The following is a 20,818-nucleotide window of genomic DNA, read 5'->3' as shown; positions in this document are numbered from 1 at the left end:
ATATGATAGAGAATATTGTTTGCGCTTCATTCCCTGATGGTTAGTCAAAATCGGATGACCGCTTCTTCCTTTATCGTCCGTCGCCTGCGATTTCCTGGTTTTGGCATGCAAGTGCTGCTCGGCATGACCGTAGGGATAATGGCCGGGCTGATCGTACGCGGGCTTGACCCGCAGAGCGGGTTCGCCATGAGCACTACTGCCGCCTTCCATACGGTAGCGCTGATATTCATCCAACTGCTGCGGACACTCGTTCCACCGCTCGTCTTCACGGCCATTGTCGCATCGGTGGCCGCGCTGCGCGGTCTCGACAATGCAGCGCGGCTGGTCGTGCACACTCTCGTCTGGTTCGCGATCACTGCGCTCATCGCGGTGGTGATCGGCATCGCGCTGGGCGTGTCGATCCAACCCGGCCTGCACGCCGGAATCAGCCGGAGCGCCGCGCAGACTCCCGCCTCGGTAGGCAGCTGGCTGGATTTCCTGACCGGGCTCGTTCCCTCCAATTATCTGGGCATTTCGGCCTCCACCAGCGTCGAGAACGGCAAGGCGAGCACGTCGGTCAGCTTCAATGTCCTGCAAATCATCATCGCGGCAGCGGCAGTCGGCGCCGCAGCCGTTCGTGTCGGCGATCGAGCAAATCCCTTCCTGAACTTCATGACTTCGGCCAACCAGGTTCTGCGCCAGGTTCTGCGTTGGATCATCGCATTGACCCCGATCGGTTCAGCCGCGCTGCTCGCAAACGCTGTCGTGAGCTACGGCTGGGACGCGATGTCCGCGCTGGGCAGCTTCGTTGCTGCTGTTTACGCCGGGCTGGCGATCGTGCTGCTGGGTGTCTATCCATCCCTGCTTGCGCTGCACAAGATCGACCCGCGCAGGTTCTTTGCGGTGTCCTGGCCCGCCATCCAGATCGGTTTCCTGTCTCGCTCCTCGGTCGGCACGATGCCGGTCACCGAGGAAGTGACCGAGAAGTTGGGCGTCCCCCGGGCTTACGCCGCTTTTGCCGTGCCGCTCGGATCGACGACGAAGATGGACGGCTGCGCGGCGATCTATCCCGCAATCTCGGCCATATTCGTGGCGCAATTCTACGGAATCGCGCTGCAGCCTTCGGACTACGTGCTGATCGCTTTCGTCAGCGTCATCGGATCGGCAGCGACGGCAGGCCTTACCGGCGCTGTCGTGATGTTGACGCTAACGCTATCGACGCTCGGCCTTCCGCTGGAAGGGGCGGGGTTGCTGCTGGCTATCGACCCGATCCTCGACATGGGCCGTACGGCGGTCAACGTGGCGGGACAAGTGCTTGTCCCGGTGATCGTCTCGAAGCGCCTCGGACTGCCGGAAACCGCGTCCGTCACCATCTCGAATGAGCAAATATCGGAACATATTGAATAAAATCGACTGACAGACATCACCGGGCATGTAATGCGGCTCTGGCTCAACAAGGGCCCCAGAAGAATCAGATGTGTTCAGGTCCCGTCGCGCCCGACCGCAAAGCGGTTTCGCGGCATGAGGAGAAAATCATGAAATTCACGAATGCTCTGGCGCTCACCGCCGTATCGACCGTCGCCATTGCTCAGGCTCAGGTGGCCGGCGCACAGGAAACGGCTGCGGCTGCAGACACCGACAGCGAGATCGTCGTCACCGGCAGCCGCGCCCAGGGGCGCTCGAAGCTCGACACCGCATCTCCGGTGGACGTCGTGACGATCCAGGATCTGAAGCAGCAGGGCACGACCGAGCTTGGCACCGCGCTTGCCAACTCGGTTCCTTCGATCAGCTTCCCGCGCCCGTCCGCCACGGATGGCACCGACGCGATCCGTCCCGCCACCCTGCGCGGTATGAGTCCGGATCAGACGCTCGTCCTCATCAACGGCGTGCGCGCGCATACGTCGGCCTCGCTCAACGTCAACGGTGTGGTGGGGCGCGGCTCGGCAGCGGTCGATCTTAACACGATCCCATCCACCGCGCTCCAGTCGATCGAAGTGCTGCGTGACGGCGCTTCGGCGCAGTATGGTTCGGACGCCATCGCCGGTGTCGTCAACCTGCGCCTGCGCGAAGCGGACCACGGCGGCGGCGCCACCGTTACTTACGGGATCTACGACACGCAGATCGACACCGCGCGCGACAGCCGCCACGTCACCGGTGAAAGCACCGTGACCGCTGCCGGCTGGCAGGGCATCAAGCTGGGACAGGACGGCTTCCTGACCGTTTCGGGCGAATACACCAAGCGCAACCCCACCAGCCGCGGCGACGTGGACCCGCGCCTTGCCACTCCCGTAGTCGACAACCGCTTCGGCGATCCGGAAGTCGAAAGCTACTCGGTCTACGTCAACTCGGCCAAGCCGCTGAACGAAACCTGGGAAGTCTACGCCTTCGGCGGCTACCAGTACCGCGATTCCAGCTCGGCAGCTTTCCCGCGGCTGGATTTGGCCGCGGCGGCTTATGGCCTCGACGGCTTCCTGCCGAAGATCAATACTCACTCCAAGGACCTGACGGTAACCGGCGGCCTGCGCGGCGAGATCGCGGGATGGAAGACCGACCTCAACGTCAGCTATGGCCGCAATCGGATCGACTACCGGACCCGCGATTCCGCCAATTACACGTACGGGGCGGCCAGCCAGACGGAGTTCTACGATGGCGCTTCGATTTACGACCAGTGGGTCGCAGGCATCGATTTTTCCAAGCAGTTCGACGTATTCCAGTCGCTGAACGTAGCATGGGGCGTCGAAGGCCGCCGCGAAAGCTACGAGATCAAGGCGGGCGAGGCCGCGTCCTACGGCTACGGCACCGCCTATCCGAACGCGACGCCAGGCGCGCAGGGCTTCCCAGGTTTCTCGACGCTCAACGAAGTAAACGAGCACCGCCAGAACGGCTCCATCTACCTCGACCTCGAAGCGCAGGTGACGGACAAGCTGCTGGTCGCTCTGGCAGGACGGGGCGAGAAATATTCGGACTTCGGCAGCACCGGCACCGGCAAGCTGTCGCTGCGCTATGACTTCAGCCCCGCCTTCGCGATCCGTGGCACCGCCTCGACGGGCTTCCGTGCCCCCAGCCTGATCCAGCAGTATTACACCTCGATCACCTCGGTCATCCAGAACGGAAATCAGATCGTTACGGGCACCTATCCGTCCACTTCGGCGGAAGCGACCTCGCTCGGCGGCAAGGCGCTGGAGGCTGAAAAGTCCACCAACCTGTCGGCTGGTTTCGTGCTGCGCACCGGCGGCTTCTCGCTTACGGTGGACGGCTATCGCATCCACGTGCGCAACCAGATCGGCCTGTCGGAGAACATCGCCGTCACGACGATCCCGAACGTCTCTGCCGCGCGCTTCTTCCTGAACGGGCTGGCCACCACCACCAAGGGCATCGACGCGGTCGCCAACTACAAGATCGTCACCGAAGGCGCAGGCACTTTCGACCTCACCGTTGCAGGCAACGTCAACGACATCAAGGTGACGAAGGTGCCCGCCAACACGGCCTTGTTCGCCCGCAGCCGCATCTTGACAATCGAGGACGGAACTCCCGGTGAGAAAGTCTCCGGTACCGTGGTGTGGACCGGCGATACGCTGGGCGCCACCGCACGCGTCACCTATTATGGCGACGTTCTTCAGCCCGGCACCGTCGCCACCAGCGACCTTCACACCGGCAAGCGCGCGATCACGGACCTCGAACTGCGCTATCAGCCCAAGGATGCGTCGTTCAACCTGGCGCTGGGCGCGAGCAACCTGCTCGACGTCTATCCCAAAAAGGTGCCCGCAGCGCTCAACACCACTGGTGTGACTGCGTTTCCCTACTACTCGCCGTTCGGCTTCAACGGCCGTTATCTGTATGTCCGTGCCGGACTGAGTTGGTAACAGTCCGTGAACATCTGGCCGCCGTGCGTGAAGCTGACGGCCAGATTATCGGTCGATGGTGTAGGCAGGTCGCCACACCATGGCTTAAAGATCAGAATTTCGTCCTGAGCGTGACACCGTACGTGCGCGGATCGCCCAGCGTGCCGGTGACTGCGCCGGTAGTTCCCGCGGACAGGCTCAGATAATAGAGCTTGTTTGTCAGGTTGCGCGCCCAAAGCTGAACGTCGAGCACTCCGTCGAGCGCCCGAAAGCCGATGCGTGCGTTGACCAGCGAATAGCCTGGGATCAGCGAGTAGCGCGAAAGGCTTGCAGTGGTGTTGAAGTCGGACCGGTAGCTGTAGTCAGCGCCGAGATAGACCTCGCTGTCGCGGCCGAGCACCGATCCTACGCCCTGACGCGCCTCGCCGCCGGTGGAGGCCGCCCACTTCGATACGCCCGGCAGACGCCGTCCGCTCAGATCGCAGGTGGTCTGCCCGGTGACCTCGATCGGGCACGGCGCATTGGGATAGTCCACGTATTTCGCATCGGTGAACGCGCCCGAGGCGTAGAGTGAGAGCCACGGCGCCGGATTTGCGCGCAGGTCCGCCTCGAAACCGCGCGTGCGCACTTTGCCGACGTTGGTGAAGTAGGACTGGTTGTTGCGCTCCACATCGACCACGGTAGTCTGGTAATCGCTGTCGTCGGTCCAGAACGCGGCGAGGTTGGCGGTCAGCCTGTTGCCGAACCACGCGGTCTTCACGCCCAGTTCGTAGCTGTCGATCGTCTCGGGCTTGATGACCGGATCGGCGGCGAAGGCGCCCGTTGTCACGATGTTGGCAAGGTTCAGGCCGCCGAACTTATGGCCGCGCCCATAGGTCGCATAGACCAGCGCGTCGGGCGTGACCTTCCACGACAGCGTCGCCGAGCCGGACAGGCGGCCTTCCTTCGTGCTGGCGGAATAGGAATTGACGACGCCGTAACGCGACCGGATCGTGTTGGCTGCGGCAAGCTGCGCGGTGGTCAGCCCGTCGAGGCTGGCGCCGGTGGCGGTCTGCTCGAACCAGCCGGTCTTCGTCTCGTAGGTGTAGCGCAGGCCCGTGGTCAGATCGAGCGTGGGCGTCACGTGCCAGATCGTCTGGCCGAAGGCGGCGTAGCTGTTGGTCACCGGGCGCGAGTGGCCGAGGATGGTGTAGCCGTTGAGCGCGGCGGCAGCGGCGGTGCGGTCCACGCTGGGCGCCACGAACCATGCGGCGGCATCGCTGCCATAGGCATTCAGCGCCTCGGCATCGATCGCCTGCCACAGGTAGTAGAGGCCCGCGACGTAATCGACCTTGCGCGTGCCTTCCGAGGCGATGCGCAGTTCCTGGCTGAACTGGCGCTGCTCGTTGCTCTGGTGGAAGTCGGTGCCGGCATCGAGGCTGGTGGAATCGCCGTCATTGTGCGGATACCAGTTCCACGCGCGGTAGGCGGTGACCGAGGTGATCGTATTGCCCGGGATGGTAAGGTCGGCGATCGAGGTCACGCCCCACTGGTTCATCTTGTAGCGCGGATTGGCGTCCACATCGACCTGCCGCGCCGAAGGGTCGATCGGCAGCGGCGTATAGCCGGTGCGCGCGGCGCGGGCGTAATAGTTGTTCGCGAACGCGGTGCCGTTGTCGTACTGGGTCAGCACGCCGGTCAGCACTGCCGCCGCCGTCTTGGAATGCTGGCGGCCATAGTCGCCGATCAGGCGCAGCTTGAAGTTGCTGGCAGGCGTGAACAGCAACTGTCCGCGCAGGCCGAAATCGTGATAATCCTGCGTGTCCGAACCGTCATAGCGGTTGGTCATGTAGCCGTCGCGGTCGGTCTTCGAGACGTAGAGGCGCGCGGCCAGCAGGTCATCCACTAAGGCGCCGCTGGCATAGGCATGGATCTGCCGGAAATCGTAATTCCCGAAGGTCACGTCGCCGCCCGCCTCGGGCTCGAACGTTGGCGACTTGGTGGTGACGACGACCGCGCCCGCCGACGTGTTCTTGCCGAACAGCGTGCCCTGCGGCCCGCGCAGCACTTCGATGCGCTCCACATCCGAGAGGTCGAACACTGCCTGTCCGGGCCGCGCGAGGTAGACCTGATCGACATAGACGCCGACCGCCGGCTCCAGACCGTCGTTGTAGACCGAGACGTTGTTGCCCAGCCCGCGGATGTTGATGCTGGTGTTGCGCGGGTTGGTGTTGGTGACGACGAGACTGGGAGTCAGTTGCTGCAGGTCGCGCAAGTTGTAGGTGCGCGTCGCGGCCAGCTGCTCGCCGCCGAAGGCATTCGCGGCCACCGGCACGTCCTGGATGCGCTCGTTGCGGCGACGGGCGGTGACCATGATATCGAGGCCTCCACCAACTTCTGCGTCGGCAGCGGCTTCGGCGGCTGGTGCCTCTTCGGCGTATGCGGGGACGGCAGCCAGCGCGCTCGACCCGAGCAGGGCGAGCGTGGTGGCACGCAGGAACGTGTTCATGGAAAGACCCTCATTGCATGGCGCGACCGGCGACCGGGCGGCCGCCTGAAACTCAACTATTTGAGTAGAGAACTCATGGTGCGCGGCAACAAAGATTCTCTACATAACTGGTAGAGTAAAACTTTGTGGGCCGCCGGAAATGCTCCCGTTAGGTCTTGCGCTCCCACGCATCGCCACGAACGGAACCGACGTGACCCGCAAGGCCGCCCTGATTGCCGCCGCTCTCATGAGCACTCTGATGACCCGTCCCGCCGCTGCGCAGGCGCTTCCCGCCGCGCCAGTGCCCGCATCGGCTGCCGCACCGGGCACTACGCAGAGTGCTGCGCGTCCGAACTTCCTCGTCATCGTCGCCGACGATCTCGGCTGGTCGGACCTCGGCGCCTTCGGGGGCGAAATCGCGACGCCCAACCTCGACGCGCTGGCCAACAGCGGCGTGCGCTTCACCGGCTTTCACACCGCGCCGACATGTTCGCCGACCCGCTCGATGCTACTGAGCGGCGTGGACAACCACGAAGCCGGGATCGGGACCATGGTGGAATCGCGCCCCGCCACCCTTGCCGATCGGCCCGGCTACGAAGGCTATCTCAACGACCGCGTCGCCTCGATCGCGGAGCTGCTGCAACAGGGCGGCTACCGCACGCTGATGTCCGGCAAGTGGCACCTCGGCCTCACCGAGGATCGCGGCCCGGCGGCACGCGGGTTCGACCATTCCTATGCGCTGCTGCAGGGGCTGGGCAATCACTTCGGCGCCGACCAGAATGCGGCGTGGACCAAGGCTAAGGCCAATTCGCTCTACCGGCAGGACGGCAAGCTGGTGAAGTTCCCGGTCGGTCACTACTCGGCGGACGAGTTCGCCGACAAGCTGATCGGCTTCCTTGATGAAGGGGCCGCCGACAAGCGCCCGTTCTTTGCCTACCTCACCTTCACGACACCGCACTGGCCGATGCAGGCCCCTTCCGAGACGATCGCGAAGTACAAGGGCCGCTACGACGCGGGCTACGAAGTGCTGCGCGCACAGCGGCTCGAACGGCAGAAGAAGCTCGGCCTCGTCGCGCTCGACCAGCAGCCCCATGCGCTCGACGGCGTGAAGCCGTGGGACAGCCTGACGGCCGAGCAGAAGGCGTTCGAGGCGCGCAAGATGGAAGTCTACGCCGCGATGGTGGACCGCATGGACCAGAACGTGGGCCGCGTGGTCGCCGAACTGAAACGCACCGGCCAGTACGACAATACGGTCATCGTATTCCTGTCCGACAACGGCCCCGAGGGCAGCGAGATCGACGCTCCGTTCCAGGTCCGCGGCGTGCCGGGCGGCGCGAAGAAACTGGGCATCGACAACCGGCTGGAGAACATCGGCAATGCCACCTCCTACGTCGGCTACGGCGCGGGCTGGGCGCAGGCCAACAGTACCCCGTCGTGGCTGGTGAAGGGCTATCCCACCGAAGGCGGCACGCGGGTCTCGGCTTTCGCCTCGGGCAAGGACGTCGTCGGCAATCGCATCGCACGCGGCTATCTGAGCGTCACCGACATCGCGCCGACCCTGCTCGACCTTGCCGGGCTGACCCAGCCGACCACTTATAAGGGCCGCACGATCCTGCCGTTCGAGGGGCACAGTCTGGTCCCCGTCCTGGCCGAGAAGGCCAGCGAAGTGCGCTCGCCGGACGAGCCGGTCGGCACCGAGCTGTTCTATCGCCGCGCGCTGCGCAAGGGCGACTGGAAGGCGGTCTACCTGCCGAAATCCGGCTCAACCTACCCGCGCGACGGGGTTGGCGAGGGCAAGTGGCAGCTCTTCAACCTTGCGACCGACCCGGCCGAAAGCACCGACCTTGCCGCCAGCCATGCGGACAAGCTGGCCGAACTAACAGCGGACTGGGATCGCTACGCCGCGCAGAAGGGCGTGGCACTTCCCGAGGATGCCGCAACCCCTGCGGCAAAGCCCTGAAGCGGGCGGCTTGAGCGGGCGGGGGCGTGCCGGGTGCGTTGCCCGGTGCGCCGCCAGCCGCTAGGTCCAGGTCGAGGATAAGGACGGGTGATCTTTTTGCAGGACGGCATCGCAATGACGGATGCGCAACGTGAGGCGCCGGCCGGGATGGTCCGTATTCCCGGCGGCACTTTCGCGATGGGATCGGAAACCTTCTATCCCGAGGAAGCGCCCGTGCGCCGCGTTTCGGTCGATGGGTTCTGGATCGATGCCACGCCCGTCACCAACCGCCAGTACGCACGGTTCGTCGCGGCGACCGGCTATCGCACCGTCGCCGAAGTCGCGCCCGATCCTGCGCAGTACCCCGGCATGCCGCCCGAGATGGCGCAGCCCGGCTCGCTGGTCTTCCACAAAACCGCCGCCCCGGTCGATACCGGCAATCCCGCCAACTGGTGGCGGTTCGACTTCGGCGCCGACTGGTGCCATCCACTGGGACCGGATCGCGACGTCGAGGCGCTCGGCTTGTGGGACCATCCGGTCGTCCAGATCGCCTATGCCGACGCGCAGGCCTATGCGGACTGGGCAGGCAAGGACCTGCCGACCGAAGCCGAATTCGAGTTCGCCGCACGCGGCGGGCTGGACGGCGCGGACTATGCCTGGGGCGACGAATTGGCGCCGGACGGCGCGATGCTGGCGAACTACTGGCAGGGCCTGTTCCCCTTCGCCAACCAGATCCTGGACGGCTGGGAACGGACCTCGCCCGTCGGGACCTATCCTGCCAACGGCTACGGCGTGTTCGACATGATCGGCAACACCTGGGAATGGACCAGCGACTGGTGGAGCGAGACGCCCGAAGTGGCCCGCAAGAAGGTAGGCCGATCGTGCTGCACGCTAAGCAACCCGCGCGGCGGCAAGCTCAAGGACAGTTTCGATCCCGCCCAGCCGGGCGTGCGGATTGGCCGCAAGGTGCTCAAGGGCGGTTCTCACTTGTGCGCAGCGAACTATTGCCAGCGCTACCGCCCCGCCGCGCGCCATCCCGAGATGATCGACACTTCCACCTCGCACATCGGCTTCCGCTGCGTTCGACGTTGAATCGTTTGCTGGCATTTCGTTTCAGTCACGCAGGTGCGCGACATCAATGCCTTTAGTCAGAGCAGAGACCGAGAGCGCCCCAAGCGGACTGAATGTCGGCTTTCCAATGGCCGCCTCTCCGAAGGCGACTGACCGGAATGTCCCAATTGCCGAACGCCCGACAATGGGTGGTGGATCAGCCTCATATTATACGAGTGGGCGATTTTCCCATTCTCGCAAATCGCTTATAAGCACCAAACAATTATGGATTGCCCCGAACGTTGATCTAGCATCCGATGAGGAAGACGATATCGGCGACAGACGCAAAGTCCAAACTGCCCACCATCTTCCAAGACGTGGCTGACGGGCACTGCTATCTTGTCACCATCCATGGACGAGCAATCGCGCAAATCGGTCCAGTCGCACCGTCTGGTAGGCTTGCGCTCGCCGCACGCGCGGCCCTGCTTGCACGCCTTGAGCGCCAGACGATCATCCGTACCAGCGCCTGGACACGCGATGATTTGTACAATGGCGATCGGTAAAATACGCCGCGGTCACCTTGGCAGCGTCGATGACGGAACTGGCAGGCGACACGATCAATCGGCATCAATCAAGCCACTCGATCCCGACCTGCGCCTCCAGGATGCGTGCCGCATGAGCGATATGCTTCAGCGAAGGGCGACGGCATGATTTCTGGAAGAAACGCCCCGTCCCTGCCCGCTTGTCCAGTTCAACAAAGGAGATTTGCATCTCTTTTGACCGGCGACGGATCGCATCGAGCGTGGGGTCTTCGAACGTTACCAAACTCGGTTGTCTTCGGACGGCGCCGATATGGGATGCCTTGCTCTTGATTTGACACAAGCGCAGTCCGGGGAAGAGCTTGATGAGTTCATTGTCGGACACGCTGTCACGATAAGCAGCATGAAGGCGTAGCACTTCCTTGTTGGTCCAGACATGGCGCCGGACCACGATCCCGATTCTCCGCACACGATGCTTGATAGCTGCAACGGTCCGACCAGGCAGCAGGCGCCGCAATGCGCGATAGTCTGGGTAGATTTCCCGCAGCACCTGGTCCTCCACCTCAGACCAAAACGGCTCAGATATGCCCTTTGCCTGATCGCTTCCGGAGCTAGGCATGGGCCCAGAATATCGTGGGTCGCCCGCCCAGAAGGATCATCGCCCGCTGGAGAGCGCGCCAATCCATGTAGCTGGGCGATACGAAATATCGCCGCCTGCCAACAAAGGCGTCGAGGTCCGTCATCGAAAGGCGGCATTCGAACGCGCGTTTGCGAATGCTGTCGACAAGCGGCATTCCAGTTGGCGTGGGCGCACGCCGGGGGCGACGATATCCCTTATCGCGGGCCTTCCTCCATATTTGCGAGCGGGTCTTGCCTGGAAACATCTCGAGTAATTCCGACATGGGAATGCCTGCCACATAGGGCTTCCGCAGGCGAATAGCCTCATCGCTGGTCCATATCCGGCGAGAAGGTACGAGCCCCAATTGCCGCGCCTTGTGCATAAAAGCTGCAAGGGTTCTGCGCGGCAGAGCCACGCAGGCAGCTTTCCTGTCGGGAAAGGCAGCGCACAAACGGGCGATCTCGTCATCAGTCCAGACCGGATCGCCGGCGATGGTGCATCCGGTTCGCTCGATATGACGGAGCAAAGCCATGCGCCCGCGTTCGCCGCGACTCTGACCATCAAAAGGAATCATGCTGCGCCCCGAGCGTTTCGGTCGTCGCTCAGAATTGGGGACAATCTATACGCCCATATGACATCGGCCCCAGAATATGACGCAGTTTGGAAGAAATCAGCTAACCCAACCGGCGGCACAGGATCTGTAGCCAGGAGCGCAGAATCCGGCCCAAAGGGCAAGCGTCGGCACAATCGGCACTTCAGTGCCCTACCCCCTTACGTCGCGAAGCGCCTTGCTGCATCATGATCGTGGTCCAACAGATGGCTGGATGTGCCACAGGCCCTGCGGGGTTCTGAACTGCCAGCCCGATCGGAAGGCCACGGTTGCAAGCATACAGGCTTGCAACCTGCTCATTGAACATGTGGATAGGGTCAACAAGCGAGGTGCGATCCCTGGCCCATCAGCAGCGGAGGCGCCACAGTTTCCGACAGGGATTCTAAGCTGCCGTTTTTCTGTCGATGGAGAATCAGCCTGCAATCCGATAACGGCCGTATCCGGTCTTCTGGAGCAGCCCTTCGTGACACATGCGGGAGAGATAACAGCGAGGGATACCAATGCCTGTGAGGTCCTTGGTTCTCACTTCGCCCCGCTCGCGCACGAAAGCCACGGCACGTTCTCTCAAGGATTCTTTAGGACTTCCTGCTGATTTGATACGTTCCTTACGATCGCGATCACGCTTGCGAACCCCATGCGTGGGTTCTCGTGGCAATGACAAAGGCGCATCCTTCGCAAATTCGCAAGACTGGACCGCCACCTTTAGCAATGAATTTCTTGCCATAGCGCGATATCGTGATATGGTTTTTCTTGCTTCATCGGATACGAATATTGAATTTTTTTAGACGTATACTGAAATGGGAGCCAACTTCTTCCGCTCCAGATCATGATCACAGGATGATGACCGCCCGACCCCAAGCGGGCGCGCGACAGCGGATAATACTTCCAAAGATCAGCTTCTTACCGTCTCCGATCGAATCCGGTTCGGCAGCGCGCGGCCGGCTGCGAAGTCGCTTACGCTCTGCAGTGTGGTCCGCGCGATCGCGTCCAGTGCTTCCTCGGTGAGGAATGCCTGGTGCCCGGTCATCAGCACGTTGGGGAACGTCAGAAGCCGCTGCAGCAGGTCGTCGTCGATGATCTCGCTGGACAGGTCGTCGAAGAAGACCCCCGCCTCCTGCTCATAGACATCGAGGGCGACGCCGCCGACGCGGCGCTGCTTGAGCGCCTCGATCAGCGCGGCGGTGTCGATCAGGGCGCCGCGACTGGTGTTGACCACAACAAGACCCGGCCGCGCCGCCACGAGGACGGCGGCATCGATCAGGTGATACGTATCCGGCGTCAGGGGACAGTGCAGCGTGACGATTTCCGATTCGCGGAGCAAAGCCTCTCGCTCGACGTAGCGCACGCCGATTTCGACCAGCCCCTCATCGACCACCGGATCGCTCGCCAGCACGTCGCAGCCGAACCCGGCGCGCAGCGTGCGGGCGACGAGAGCGCCGATCTGGCCGGTGCCGACGACGCCCGCCACCCGGCCATGGAGATTGCGGCCGACAAGCCCGTCCAGCGCGAAGTTGTTCTCCCGCACCCGCGACCACGCGCGGTGGATCTTGCGGTCAAGCGAGAGCAGCAGCCCGACGGTGAATTCCGCCACAGCATGGGGCGAATAGGCGGGCACCCGCACCACCGCGATCCCGAGCCGGTCGGCGGCGGCAAGATCGACGTTGTTGTACCCCGCGCACCGCAGCGCCAGCAGCCGCACGCCTGCACTCGCGAGCGCTTCGAGCACGGCCCGGTCGGCCTTGTCGTTGACGAAGACGCAGACCGCCTCGTGCCCTTCGGCGAGCCGGGCGGTCGAGAGCGTCAGGGGAGCATCGAGGAATTGCAGGTCGAAACCATGATCCGCATTGGCAGCTGACAGAAACGTGCGGTCATAGCTACGGGTGCCATAGACGGCGATGCGCATCGTTCGACCTCGTTCGAATGGACCGGCGCGACGATGCCCGCCCCGGCAGGTCCTGTCCACCGCGGCCTTGCGCCGGACCGCATCGGGGCTATCGTAGGGCCATGTCTCGCATCCGCATCGCCGCCCTCTCCGCCCTGCTTCCCCTGACCTTCGGCGCGGCGCCGGCCCTCGCAGCGCTATCGCCTGCCGAACGCCAGATCGTGAGCACCGCCGATGCGGGCACGGAAAGCGATATCGCCCTGCTCGAAAAGCTCGTCGCGCAGAACAGCGGCACCCGTAATCTTGACGGCGTGCGCAAGGTGAACGCCATGGTCGCGCCCGAATTCGCGGCGCTGGGCTTCGAGACGCGCTGGGTGCCGATGGATGCGGTGGGCCGCGCCGGGCACCTCATCGCCACGCACAAGGGCAAGCGCGGGACGACCCGGATGCTGCTGATCGGCCATCTCGATACCGTGTTCGAGCCAGGCTCCCCCTTCCAGACCGCCCGGCGCGAGGGCACCATGCTGCACGGCCCCGGCGCGGCGGACGACAAGGGCGGCGTCGTGGTGATGCTCGCCGCTCTCAAGGCGATGAAGGCGGCGGGCACGCTGGCGGGCGCCAACATCGAGGTCGTCCTCACCGGCGACGAGGAGGCTGCGGGCGAGCCCGTCAGCCTCGCCCGCGCCGACCTGGTCGCGGCGGGCAAGCGGGCCGACGTCGCGCTCGATTTCGAGGGGCTGGTGATCGTCGACGGACAGGACTACGGCTCGGTCGCGCGGCGCTCGGCGGGGGATTACACGATCACCGCCAGCGGGATCACCGCGCATTCCAGCGGCACCTTCTCGCCGGAGGTAGGCGACGGCGCCGTCTTCGAACTCGCGCGCATCATCACCGCCTTCCGCGAGGAATTGCCCGAGCCCAACCTGACCTTCAACATCGGCCTCGTCGGCGGCGGCGCCACGGCAGCGCTCAGCGGGGACGAGGCGCAAGTCACCGCCACCGGCAAGACCAACATCATCCCGCCCGTCGCGATCGCCAAGGGCGACTACCGCGCTCTGACGCCCGAGCAGGTCGAGCGGGTCAAGGCCAGGATGCAGGCCATCGTCGCCCGTCACCTGCCGCGTACCGACGCGGCCATCCGTTTCAAGGACGGCTATCCGCCGATGGCGCCCACGCCCGGCAACCAGGCGCTGCTCGACCGGCTCAACACGATCAACACCGACCTCGGTTTGAAGGCCATGCCCGCGCTCGACCCGCTGAAGCGCGGTGCGGGCGACATCAGCTTCGTCGCACAGTACGTCGATGGACTGGCAGGGCTCGGCCCGTCGAGCAGCGGCGATCATACACCCGAGGAGCGCGTCGACCTTTCCAGCTTCCCACGCCAGATCAAGCGCGCCGCCCTGCTCATGACCCGCCTGAGCCGTGAGCCTGCCGGGCGCTGACAGCCTTTTCCGTCATGGTGCATGCCCTGATCCGCGCCATCGTAAATTAACCATTTGCTGCCAGACGGCCCCGGCCATAAGGGGCCGCAAATGAGCTTTCCGGACGTCGATACGCTGCGCCTGTGCAGCATCCTCGCCTCGATGGCGTTCGGCATCGTCTTCACGGTGCTGTTCTTGCGCGCCCGCAGCGAGCGGCACTTCCTGTGCTGGGGCATGTCCTCGCTGCTCTACAGCGGCGCGATCCTCGCCTTTTCGTTCGCGCCGCTGCGCACGCCTGTCATCGTCACCCTGCTCTATGCAGTGCTCGGAATGACCAACGTGCTGCCGGTGGCCGGCGCTCGCCTGCTGGAGGGACACAGCGCCTTCGTGCGCTGGATGATCATTCCCATCGCCAGCGCCGCCCTGGGCCATGGCCTGCCGCTTGTGCTGGGCGCCGCGGGGCTCGTTCAGCCCTACGGCATCTGGCAGACGATAGGCGATGCGCTGGGCCTGTCGATCTCGATGGGGCTTTCCGGGTACATCCTGGCCTTCACCGGCAACGCGGCGCAATCTTCCGGGCGGCGCATGGCGGGACTGTCGATGCTGGCCTACCTGCCGGGCTACATGCTGTCGATCGTCGCGACGATCTGGGCGATGCCCGGAGACGAGTGGGTGGCGCTGCTGGCCATGCTGTCCGACCAGATCCTGCTCGGCGTGCTCAACCTCGGCCTACTGGCGATCCCGGTGGAACTAGTACAGAGCCGCCTGCGCGACGCTGCCTTGCGTGACATGCTGACGGGCACGTGGAACCGGGCCGGGCTGGAACACGTGGCGCCCCGCTTCCTCGTCGCGGGGGCCGGAGTGATTGCCCTCGACGTCGATCACTTCAAGTCGATCAACGACCGTTTCGGCCATGCCGCCGGAGACGAGGTGCTGGCGACCATCGGGCAGGAAGCGCGGCAACTGGCGGCGAAGTCGTCCGGGCAGGTGATCCGCCATGGCGGCGACGAGTTCCTCGTGCTGCTGCCGCCCGCGCAGGATGCACAAGCCTTCGCGCGGACGCTGAAGACCTACCTTGCCGACCATGGCGCCGGATCGGGCTGGGGCGTCAGCATCGGCATCGCGCATGTCGCTGCCGGGGACGCGACGCTGGGCGAAGCGGTGAAGCGGGCCGACGCCGCGCTCTATCAGGCCAAGGCGGCGCGCGCGCCCTTCGTGCCGGTCATCTGACGGCTCAGGCCAGAGCCAGTCCCCCTGCTCCCACGCACGAGACGACCAGCCCGATCTGGAGCGCACGGCGGAAACGCGGCGGCGCGAAAGGCGCAAAGGCCGCCGCCAGCACCAGCGCCGACCCGATCCAGAAGATCGCCGCGAACGGTGCTGCGTTGCCGATGACGAAACGCGCCACCAACGTCAGGGCAAGCGCCATGGGGCTCCCCCATACCACCGCGTCCCATGCCTTGAGCAGACGCGGTTCGTCGTGGCCGCGCCGCCGCCGCTTGCCAAGCCAGATGTAGGTTCCGGTCGCGCAGATCGCCGTCAGCGCCGTGCCGAACAGAACGTAAGCCAGCTTGACCGGCAATCCGCCGAAATTCCCGAAGTGCAGCCGGTAGTTGGAGGCCGCCGCCTGCTGCCCCAGTTCGCCGTCCGCGAGGCCCGCAACGCCGAGGAAGCGTCCGCCCGCATCGAAACGGTAACTCTCACCGAAGATCAGGCGCCTTGCGTGGAGCGCGGAGACCTGAATCTCCTGCCCGCGCGTCAGCGGATCGTGGAGCGTCACGTAAGTGATCGTCACTTGCGGATAATGCCGCGCCATGTAGTCGAGCGCCGCCGCCACGTTGGGCGCCGGAGCAACGCGCTTGTCGGGCTTGCCCTCCTCGCCGAACAGGGGCTGGTACACCGCCTCTATATCGCCGCCATGGTCGAGCGAGGCGATGGCGTAAGCCGTGATCGACCCGAGCCCGATCACCGCGCCGGTCAGCGCCACGGCCACCGTGAAGGGCAGCGACCATACGCTCATCCGGTTGTGCCAGTCCGCCAACCCGAGCCCGGTCTGGTTGCGCGCGCGCAGCAGGAAGGCATCGCGGAAGATACGCGGATGCGCGATGACGCCGGTGAGCGACAGCGCCAGCATCATCACCCCGAGGATGCCGACGATCGACATGCCCACGAGCGCCGGCAGGTTCAGCGTGTAGTGAAGCTCCACCAGGAAGTCCGACCAGCCGATCTCCTCGGCATTGGCGAGCCGGCCATCCGCCGCGACATGGGTGGCGCGGGTGTCGGTGGTGATGGTCGTGCGCGGCAGTTCCTCGACCGGCATGTGGACGTAGAGGTGCGTGGTGACCGGCCCGCCCTGCTCGGCCTTCAGCGCCGCTTCCACGCCGCGCTGGACGGCGACGGGCGCGATGGTGGCCATCTCGGGCGCCTTGTCCTGCTCGGCGCGCTGGAGTTCTGCGTAGAACACCGCGATCGTCCCCGTCAGGCTGACGATGTAGAGCAAGGCGCCAGCGATCAGCCCGATCGCGGCATGGGCCGACAGCGCGCGCTTGACGGTGGAAGGTTCGGGAGCGGTCGTCATGAAAGCAGTCCTGCGGCCAGCGCGGGCCATGTCGGCAAAGAGGAAATGGCCAGCACCTTGATCTGCCCGCGCCGCGCAGGCTGCATCAGCACCGCATAGGCGATGAGCATCCACGCCAGCGGCATGGCGAAGAACGCCAGCGCCAGAGCATTGGCGAGGCTCCATCCCAGCATCCGCCCCAGCGCCGCAATCGCCAGCGCCGCGCCCACCGAGGGCAATGCCGAGACGATGCCGACCAGCACGAACGTCAGCACGCGCCCGCCGAGGCGCAATGGTTCACCGCTCTCGGGCAGCATTCCGGCGCGGCGGTTGGAAGCGGCAACCTTCGCAGGCTCCGAGACAAGCGCCGCATGGACCAGCAGCACGAAGGCCGCGCCCATCGACCAGAGCGCAGCAATGGAGGTGCCCCACGCCCCGGCGCCCATCCAGCCGACCACTGAGGAAACGAGCAGAAGCGCCCAGCCGAGGGCATTCAAAGGCATCGAGCGCCGGGCTTGCCGCCACGCAAGGCGCAAGGCCGCGACACCGGCAATGCCCGCCGCGGAGGCGAGCGCCAGAAGCATGTCGCCGGACGTCACTGCTTGCTGCTCGGGCCGAAGAATCGAAATGCGCGCATCATTGTCCCTTGCCTCTCTCAAAGGTCAACTAATGCGATCAATTTTCAATAGCAAGGTAAGGGCTGGTTTGCTCTGGACCCGCTCCGGAGACCACCATTGCTTCGTTTACAAAGATGGGGCTGCGATGGGCTTGGAGTGGACCGAGGGTGAGTGTTTGTCTGAAAACATCATCCGTCATCCCCGCGAAGGCGGGGATCCATCTGACGCCGGTGCAACCGGCACCGTCAGGAAGGAGATGGGCTCCCGACTTCTCGGGAATGACAATGATACAGGTGACGGCGATCACGCTGTAGAATCGAGAACTAGAAAGAAGGACGCGGCCTTCACCGCGCCCCTCCCCTCCGCCAATCAGAACTTGATCGAAACGCCTGCTGTCGCGCGGTCGGTGTGGTAATCACCCTGCCGCACGATCGCATATTCGACGCGCATCTTGATGCCGTTGGTCAGCTTGAGCCCCAGTTGGCCGCCCGCCTCGAACGAGTCCTTGTCGGCATCGACGCTCGACACCAGCCAATCCGCCGCGCCCAGTTCGGCGGTGCGCACGGCCGTCGCGTCCTTGAGTTCGTGGCGCCAGTTGCCGAACAGACCGGCCTCGACCGGATTGCCGACGCCGATCGCCAGTTCCGCGCCCAGCTTGGTCCGTGCGCTGGTCCACTTCTCGCTCGGCATGGTTAGGCCGATGACGGTGGAACCCGTTTCGGCCACCGAACCCGCTTTGCTGCGCGCGATCTCGATCCCGGCGACGGGCCGGATCACCGAACGATCGCCGAGCTTGAGGTCTACCTTGGCTTCCAGTGCGGCCGTCAGCGTCTTGATCTTGTAGCTGTCGGTGGCGCGCTGGTTGCCGGTCATCAGGCCGACGTTGCGGATCGTATCGAGGCTCGCCTCGTTGTAGCCCACCACGAGGCCCAGCGAGAGTGCACCGAAACGATGCGCGCCGTAACCGAAGGCGGACCAAGTCTTGATGGCCGCCGAACTGCCGACATCGCTGTACATGTCGCCGTCTGTATAGCTGCCGCCGATACCGATCCGGGTGCCGTCGATGTTCACCGCGTTGATGCCTGCGATCACGCCGTGCGCCTTGCGGTCGTAGCCATAAGCGATGCCGTCCTCGCCCACTTCGGTGGACTGGCCGATGTAGCGACCCCATGCGGTCGCACCCTTGCGGGTCGATTCCACGCCGCAGCCATCGTCGGTGCCTTGCGGCGCCGGGTCGGTGAACTGGCCGGGCGTCTGCACCGCAGGCGAGCAGCCCCAGGGTTCCTGCGCGGCGCTCAGCGCGGTCTGGCTGATGTCGCGCGCAGAACTCAGCGCCATCTGCAGCGTGTCGGCATGGATCTCGCCGCTGATCTGCGAGAAGGCATAGCCCAGTTCCCCTGCGTCGTAGCCGTAGAGGCCGCTGAACAGCGGATAGTAGGCTCCGCTGCGCGCGCCGGCCGCCGGACGGACGCCGTCGAGCCCGGCCGCTGCCCATACCGCGTTGCGCTTCCATCCCGCGCCCGCGCCGAACGTGGCGAAGCTGGTCGGGGTCACCGCCGCGAGCACCTGCGTCGAGCGATAGATCACGTCGAAGCGCGTGTTGGCCGCAAGTCCCGAACTCGGCTGCACCACCGAATCGAACGCCCCCGAGCCGACCGCGCCGCCATCGACGATCACGAAGGTATCGCCCACCACCGGGGTGAAGGTGTTGTTGCCGCCAGTGATCCCGCGCAAGGTCGGCGCGAGGATGCCGTTGGGCTGGAACGTCGCGCCGGTGGTCAAAGCCAGGCGATCGTAAGTGCCCGCACCGCCCGCCGCGTTGTAGGTGCGGCCGTCGATCTCGACTTCGAAGGTCGCGTCGTCGGCAAGGGTCACGTCACCCGCCGCGACGACCAGCGTGCCGGGGCTGTTGCCCGGGGCGAGCGTGCCGCCGGAATTGACCGTGACGTCGGCCACGATCGTGCCGCTGCCGCCCAGCCGCGCGCCGTCGTTGACGGTGACACTCGCGGCCGAGAGCGCCGAATTGACCAGCAGCGCACCGCCATCGACCACGAAGCCTTCGTTGAGCGTGCTGATCGCGCTCGACAACGTCAGGGCGCCCGCGCCGGTCTTGGTCATGCCGCCAACGCCGGTCAGGCCGCCGGTCAGCCCGACGTCGAAGCCGTTGCTGTCGATCGTGCCGCCCTGGCTCTGGACCGTGAACGCGGTGGCCACGTCACCGCCCGAGGCGAACTGCAGGGTGCCGCCGACGAAGTTCGGATTGACGTCGCCATCGTTTACTTCCTGCGTCGTGTAGAACGCCTTGGCGAGATCGATGTCTGGAATGTCGCCGCCGATCGGGATCAGCACGTCGGAGCCGCGCGTAAGGTCGGTCGCGGGGTCGAAGTCGACGTTCGCGTTGGCGCTGGGAATGGCATTGCCGAAGCCGTCGACGTAGACATAGCCCGAGTGCGCGCCGTATGGGCAGTCGAGCGCTACGAAAAGCAGATCGTAGTCATGGCCCGCGACCATGTCGATGTCCTCGACCTTCCAGTCGCTCGTCACGTAACGCCCGGCCTGGCGGAAGATCGTCGTGTTCTGCGCGGTATAGGCGCTGTAGGCGATGTTGTTGATGACCTTGCCGGTCGTCTTGTCCACCACCTTGATGATGAACGAGGGACTGTCGGTCGCTCCGTGCGACGGCTCGAGTATCGCATTCCAGGCGTAGTAGAGCTTGTTGCCGGTGTAATTGGCGACCGACTGAGAGAGCGCGGTGACGCCATAGTTGGGGCTCATGTCGTTGAGCCGGATCGCGTGGTTGCCCGCGAACACGGTCGGCGTGCCGGTGAACGGATCGAGGTCGCCCGCATTGGTGATGGTGTAGGAATTGGGCGCCCCTGCCCAGGTCGAGTCCGCAGGCGGCCATTGCGCCGTGCTGGTCCAGGTGCCCCCGGTGAGCACCCAGCCGGTGGTGTCGCCGCTTTCGAACCCCGGATTGATGACGGTTTGCCCCAGGACCGGCGCCGCCAGAGCCAGAGAAGCCGCAAGCGCCATGGCGCTGACCGCCCCCCGCGCGTTGATCAGGCGCGCGTTGATCAGGCACGGGGCCGCGTTCACGGCAAGCGTGTTGGGTGTCGCACTACCAAACATGATGTCCCCCTCATGACGAAGCAAAGATGCCTCGAGCGCAGGGACTAACTCACGCAAAGACGGGCGAATAGTAATCAACCCTGTCAGGAAAATTACAAGGCCGGTTATCTTGTTAACAGAGAGACTTTTACTAGTGTATACTTAGATACACTCGAAATCCCAAGTTT

Annotated in this window: 13 protein-coding genes; 6 read left to right on the top strand and 7 right to left on the bottom strand. The window is 64.7% G+C overall.

Going from position 1 to position 20,818, the window contains the following annotated elements; all coding sequences use genetic code 11:
• Positions 1 to 54: 54 nt before the first annotated feature.
• Both BES08_RS02445 and BES08_RS02440 read left to right on the top strand, forming a co-directional pair.
• Positions 55 to 1,386, top strand: a complete 1,332-nt coding sequence (locus BES08_RS02445; RefSeq protein WP_069707617.1) for a dicarboxylate/amino acid:cation symporter — start codon at positions 55 to 57, stop codon at positions 1,384 to 1,386.
• A 128-nt stretch (positions 1,387 to 1,514) separates the two neighbouring features.
• Positions 1,515 to 3,842, top strand: a complete 2,328-nt coding sequence (locus BES08_RS02440; protein ID WP_069707616.1) for a TonB-dependent receptor plug domain-containing protein — start codon at positions 1,515 to 1,517, stop codon at positions 3,840 to 3,842.
• A 91-nt stretch (positions 3,843 to 3,933) separates the two neighbouring features.
• Here BES08_RS02440 and BES08_RS02435 read toward each other — a convergent pair whose 3' ends face one another.
• Complete coding sequence (locus BES08_RS02435; protein WP_069707615.1) at positions 3,934 to 6,309, bottom strand: TonB-dependent receptor; 2,376 nt, start codon at positions 6,307 to 6,309, stop codon at positions 3,934 to 3,936.
• Positions 6,310 to 6,547: 238 nt separating this feature from the next.
• Between BES08_RS02435 and BES08_RS02430 the strand changes: the two genes are divergently transcribed.
• Positions 6,548 to 8,248, top strand: coding sequence for an arylsulfatase (locus tag BES08_RS02430; protein ID WP_375154516.1), 1,701 nt, complete (start codon positions 6,548 to 6,550; stop codon positions 8,246 to 8,248).
• Between the two features lie 114 nt (positions 8,249 to 8,362).
• Positions 8,363 to 9,319 (top strand): formylglycine-generating enzyme family protein, encoded by a 957-nt coding sequence (locus BES08_RS02425; protein ID WP_375154515.1) that lies wholly within the window; start codon positions 8,363 to 8,365, stop codon positions 9,317 to 9,319.
• Positions 9,320 to 9,904: 585 nt separating this feature from the next.
• On the opposite strand, the gene BES08_RS02415 is transcribed toward BES08_RS02425, so the two are convergent.
• The 3 genes from BES08_RS02415 to BES08_RS02405 form a co-directional block, all read right to left on the bottom strand.
• A complete protein-coding gene (locus BES08_RS02415) occupies positions 9,905 to 10,366 on the bottom strand; it encodes a hypothetical protein (RefSeq protein ID WP_155986150.1) in 462 nt (153 codons plus the stop codon).
• 61 nt (positions 10,367 to 10,427) lie between these two features.
• The gene (locus tag BES08_RS02410; protein ID WP_156799752.1) at positions 10,428 to 11,009 is read right to left on the bottom strand and encodes a hypothetical protein; all 582 of its coding nucleotides are present in this window, start codon (positions 11,007 to 11,009) and stop codon (positions 10,428 to 10,430) included.
• A gap of 928 nt (positions 11,010 to 11,937) precedes the next feature.
• Positions 11,938 to 12,948: a 2-hydroxyacid dehydrogenase gene (locus tag BES08_RS02405; RefSeq protein WP_069707612.1), complete on the bottom strand. Its 1,011-nt coding sequence runs from the start codon at positions 12,946 to 12,948 to the stop codon at positions 11,938 to 11,940.
• Positions 12,949 to 13,049: 101 nt separating this feature from the next.
• Here BES08_RS02405 and BES08_RS02400 point away from each other — a divergent pair, with 101 nt between their 5' ends.
• Both BES08_RS02400 and BES08_RS02395 read left to right on the top strand, forming a co-directional pair.
• Positions 13,050 to 14,369: a M20/M25/M40 family metallo-hydrolase gene (locus BES08_RS02400; protein WP_069707611.1), complete on the top strand. Its 1,320-nt coding sequence runs from the start codon at positions 13,050 to 13,052 to the stop codon at positions 14,367 to 14,369.
• 90 nt (positions 14,370 to 14,459) lie between these two features.
• Positions 14,460 to 15,578 (top strand): GGDEF domain-containing protein, encoded by a 1,119-nt coding sequence (locus BES08_RS02395; RefSeq protein WP_008828158.1) that lies wholly within the window; start codon positions 14,460 to 14,462, stop codon positions 15,576 to 15,578.
• A gap of 4 nt (positions 15,579 to 15,582) precedes the next feature.
• Here BES08_RS02395 and BES08_RS02390 read toward each other — a convergent pair whose 3' ends face one another.
• The 3 genes from BES08_RS02390 to BES08_RS02380 all read right to left on the bottom strand — a co-directional run bounded on the left by BES08_RS02390 (position 15,583) and on the right by BES08_RS02380 (position 20,651).
• Positions 15,583 to 16,926: a PepSY-associated TM helix domain-containing protein gene (locus BES08_RS02390; RefSeq protein ID WP_069707610.1), complete on the bottom strand. Its 1,344-nt coding sequence runs from the start codon at positions 16,924 to 16,926 to the stop codon at positions 15,583 to 15,585.
• Positions 16,923 to 17,504 (bottom strand): hypothetical protein, encoded by a 582-nt coding sequence (locus BES08_RS02385; protein WP_083274567.1) that lies wholly within the window; start codon positions 17,502 to 17,504, stop codon positions 16,923 to 16,925. Before BES08_RS02385 ends, BES08_RS02390 begins: the two co-directional genes overlap by 4 nt.
• Before the next feature lie 387 nt (positions 17,505 to 17,891).
• Entirely contained in the window at positions 17,892 to 20,651 is a 2,760-nt protein-coding gene (locus BES08_RS02380) for an autotransporter family protein (protein ID WP_069707609.1), read from the bottom strand.
• Positions 20,652 to 20,818 lie beyond the last annotated feature (167 nt).

Source organism: Novosphingobium resinovorum, assembly GCF_001742225.1.
In the GTDB taxonomy this organism is placed as follows: domain Bacteria; phylum Pseudomonadota; class Alphaproteobacteria; order Sphingomonadales; family Sphingomonadaceae; genus Novosphingobium; species Novosphingobium resinovorum_A.
This window is presented reverse-complemented; position numbering and strand designations above follow the sequence as displayed.

Coding starts and splice junctions, on each gene's coding strand:
- BES08_RS02445 (WP_069707617.1), top strand. CDS start 55: ATGACCGCTTCTTCCTTTATCGTCCGTCGCCTGCGATTTCCTGGTTTT.
- BES08_RS02440 (WP_069707616.1), top strand. CDS start 1,515: ATGAAATTCACGAATGCTCTGGCGCTCACCGCCGTATCGACCGTCGCC.
- BES08_RS02435 (WP_069707615.1), bottom strand. CDS start 6,309: ATGAACACGTTCCTGCGTGCCACCACGCTCGCCCTGCTCGGGTCGAGC.
- BES08_RS02430 (WP_375154516.1), top strand. CDS start 6,548: ATGACCCGTCCCGCCGCTGCGCAGGCGCTTCCCGCCGCGCCAGTGCCC.
- BES08_RS02425 (WP_375154515.1), top strand. CDS start 8,363: ATGACGGATGCGCAACGTGAGGCGCCGGCCGGGATGGTCCGTATTCCC.
- BES08_RS02410 (WP_156799752.1), bottom strand. CDS start 11,009: ATGATTCCTTTTGATGGTCAGAGTCGCGGCGAACGCGGGCGCATGGCT.
- BES08_RS02405 (WP_069707612.1), bottom strand. CDS start 12,948: ATGCGCATCGCCGTCTATGGCACCCGTAGCTATGACCGCACGTTTCTG.
- BES08_RS02400 (WP_069707611.1), top strand. CDS start 13,050: ATGTCTCGCATCCGCATCGCCGCCCTCTCCGCCCTGCTTCCCCTGACC.
- BES08_RS02395 (WP_008828158.1), top strand. CDS start 14,460: ATGAGCTTTCCGGACGTCGATACGCTGCGCCTGTGCAGCATCCTCGCC.
- BES08_RS02390 (WP_069707610.1), bottom strand. CDS start 16,926: ATGACGACCGCTCCCGAACCTTCCACCGTCAAGCGCGCGCTGTCGGCC.
- BES08_RS02380 (WP_069707609.1), bottom strand. CDS start 20,651: ATGTTTGGTAGTGCGACACCCAACACGCTTGCCGTGAACGCGGCCCCG.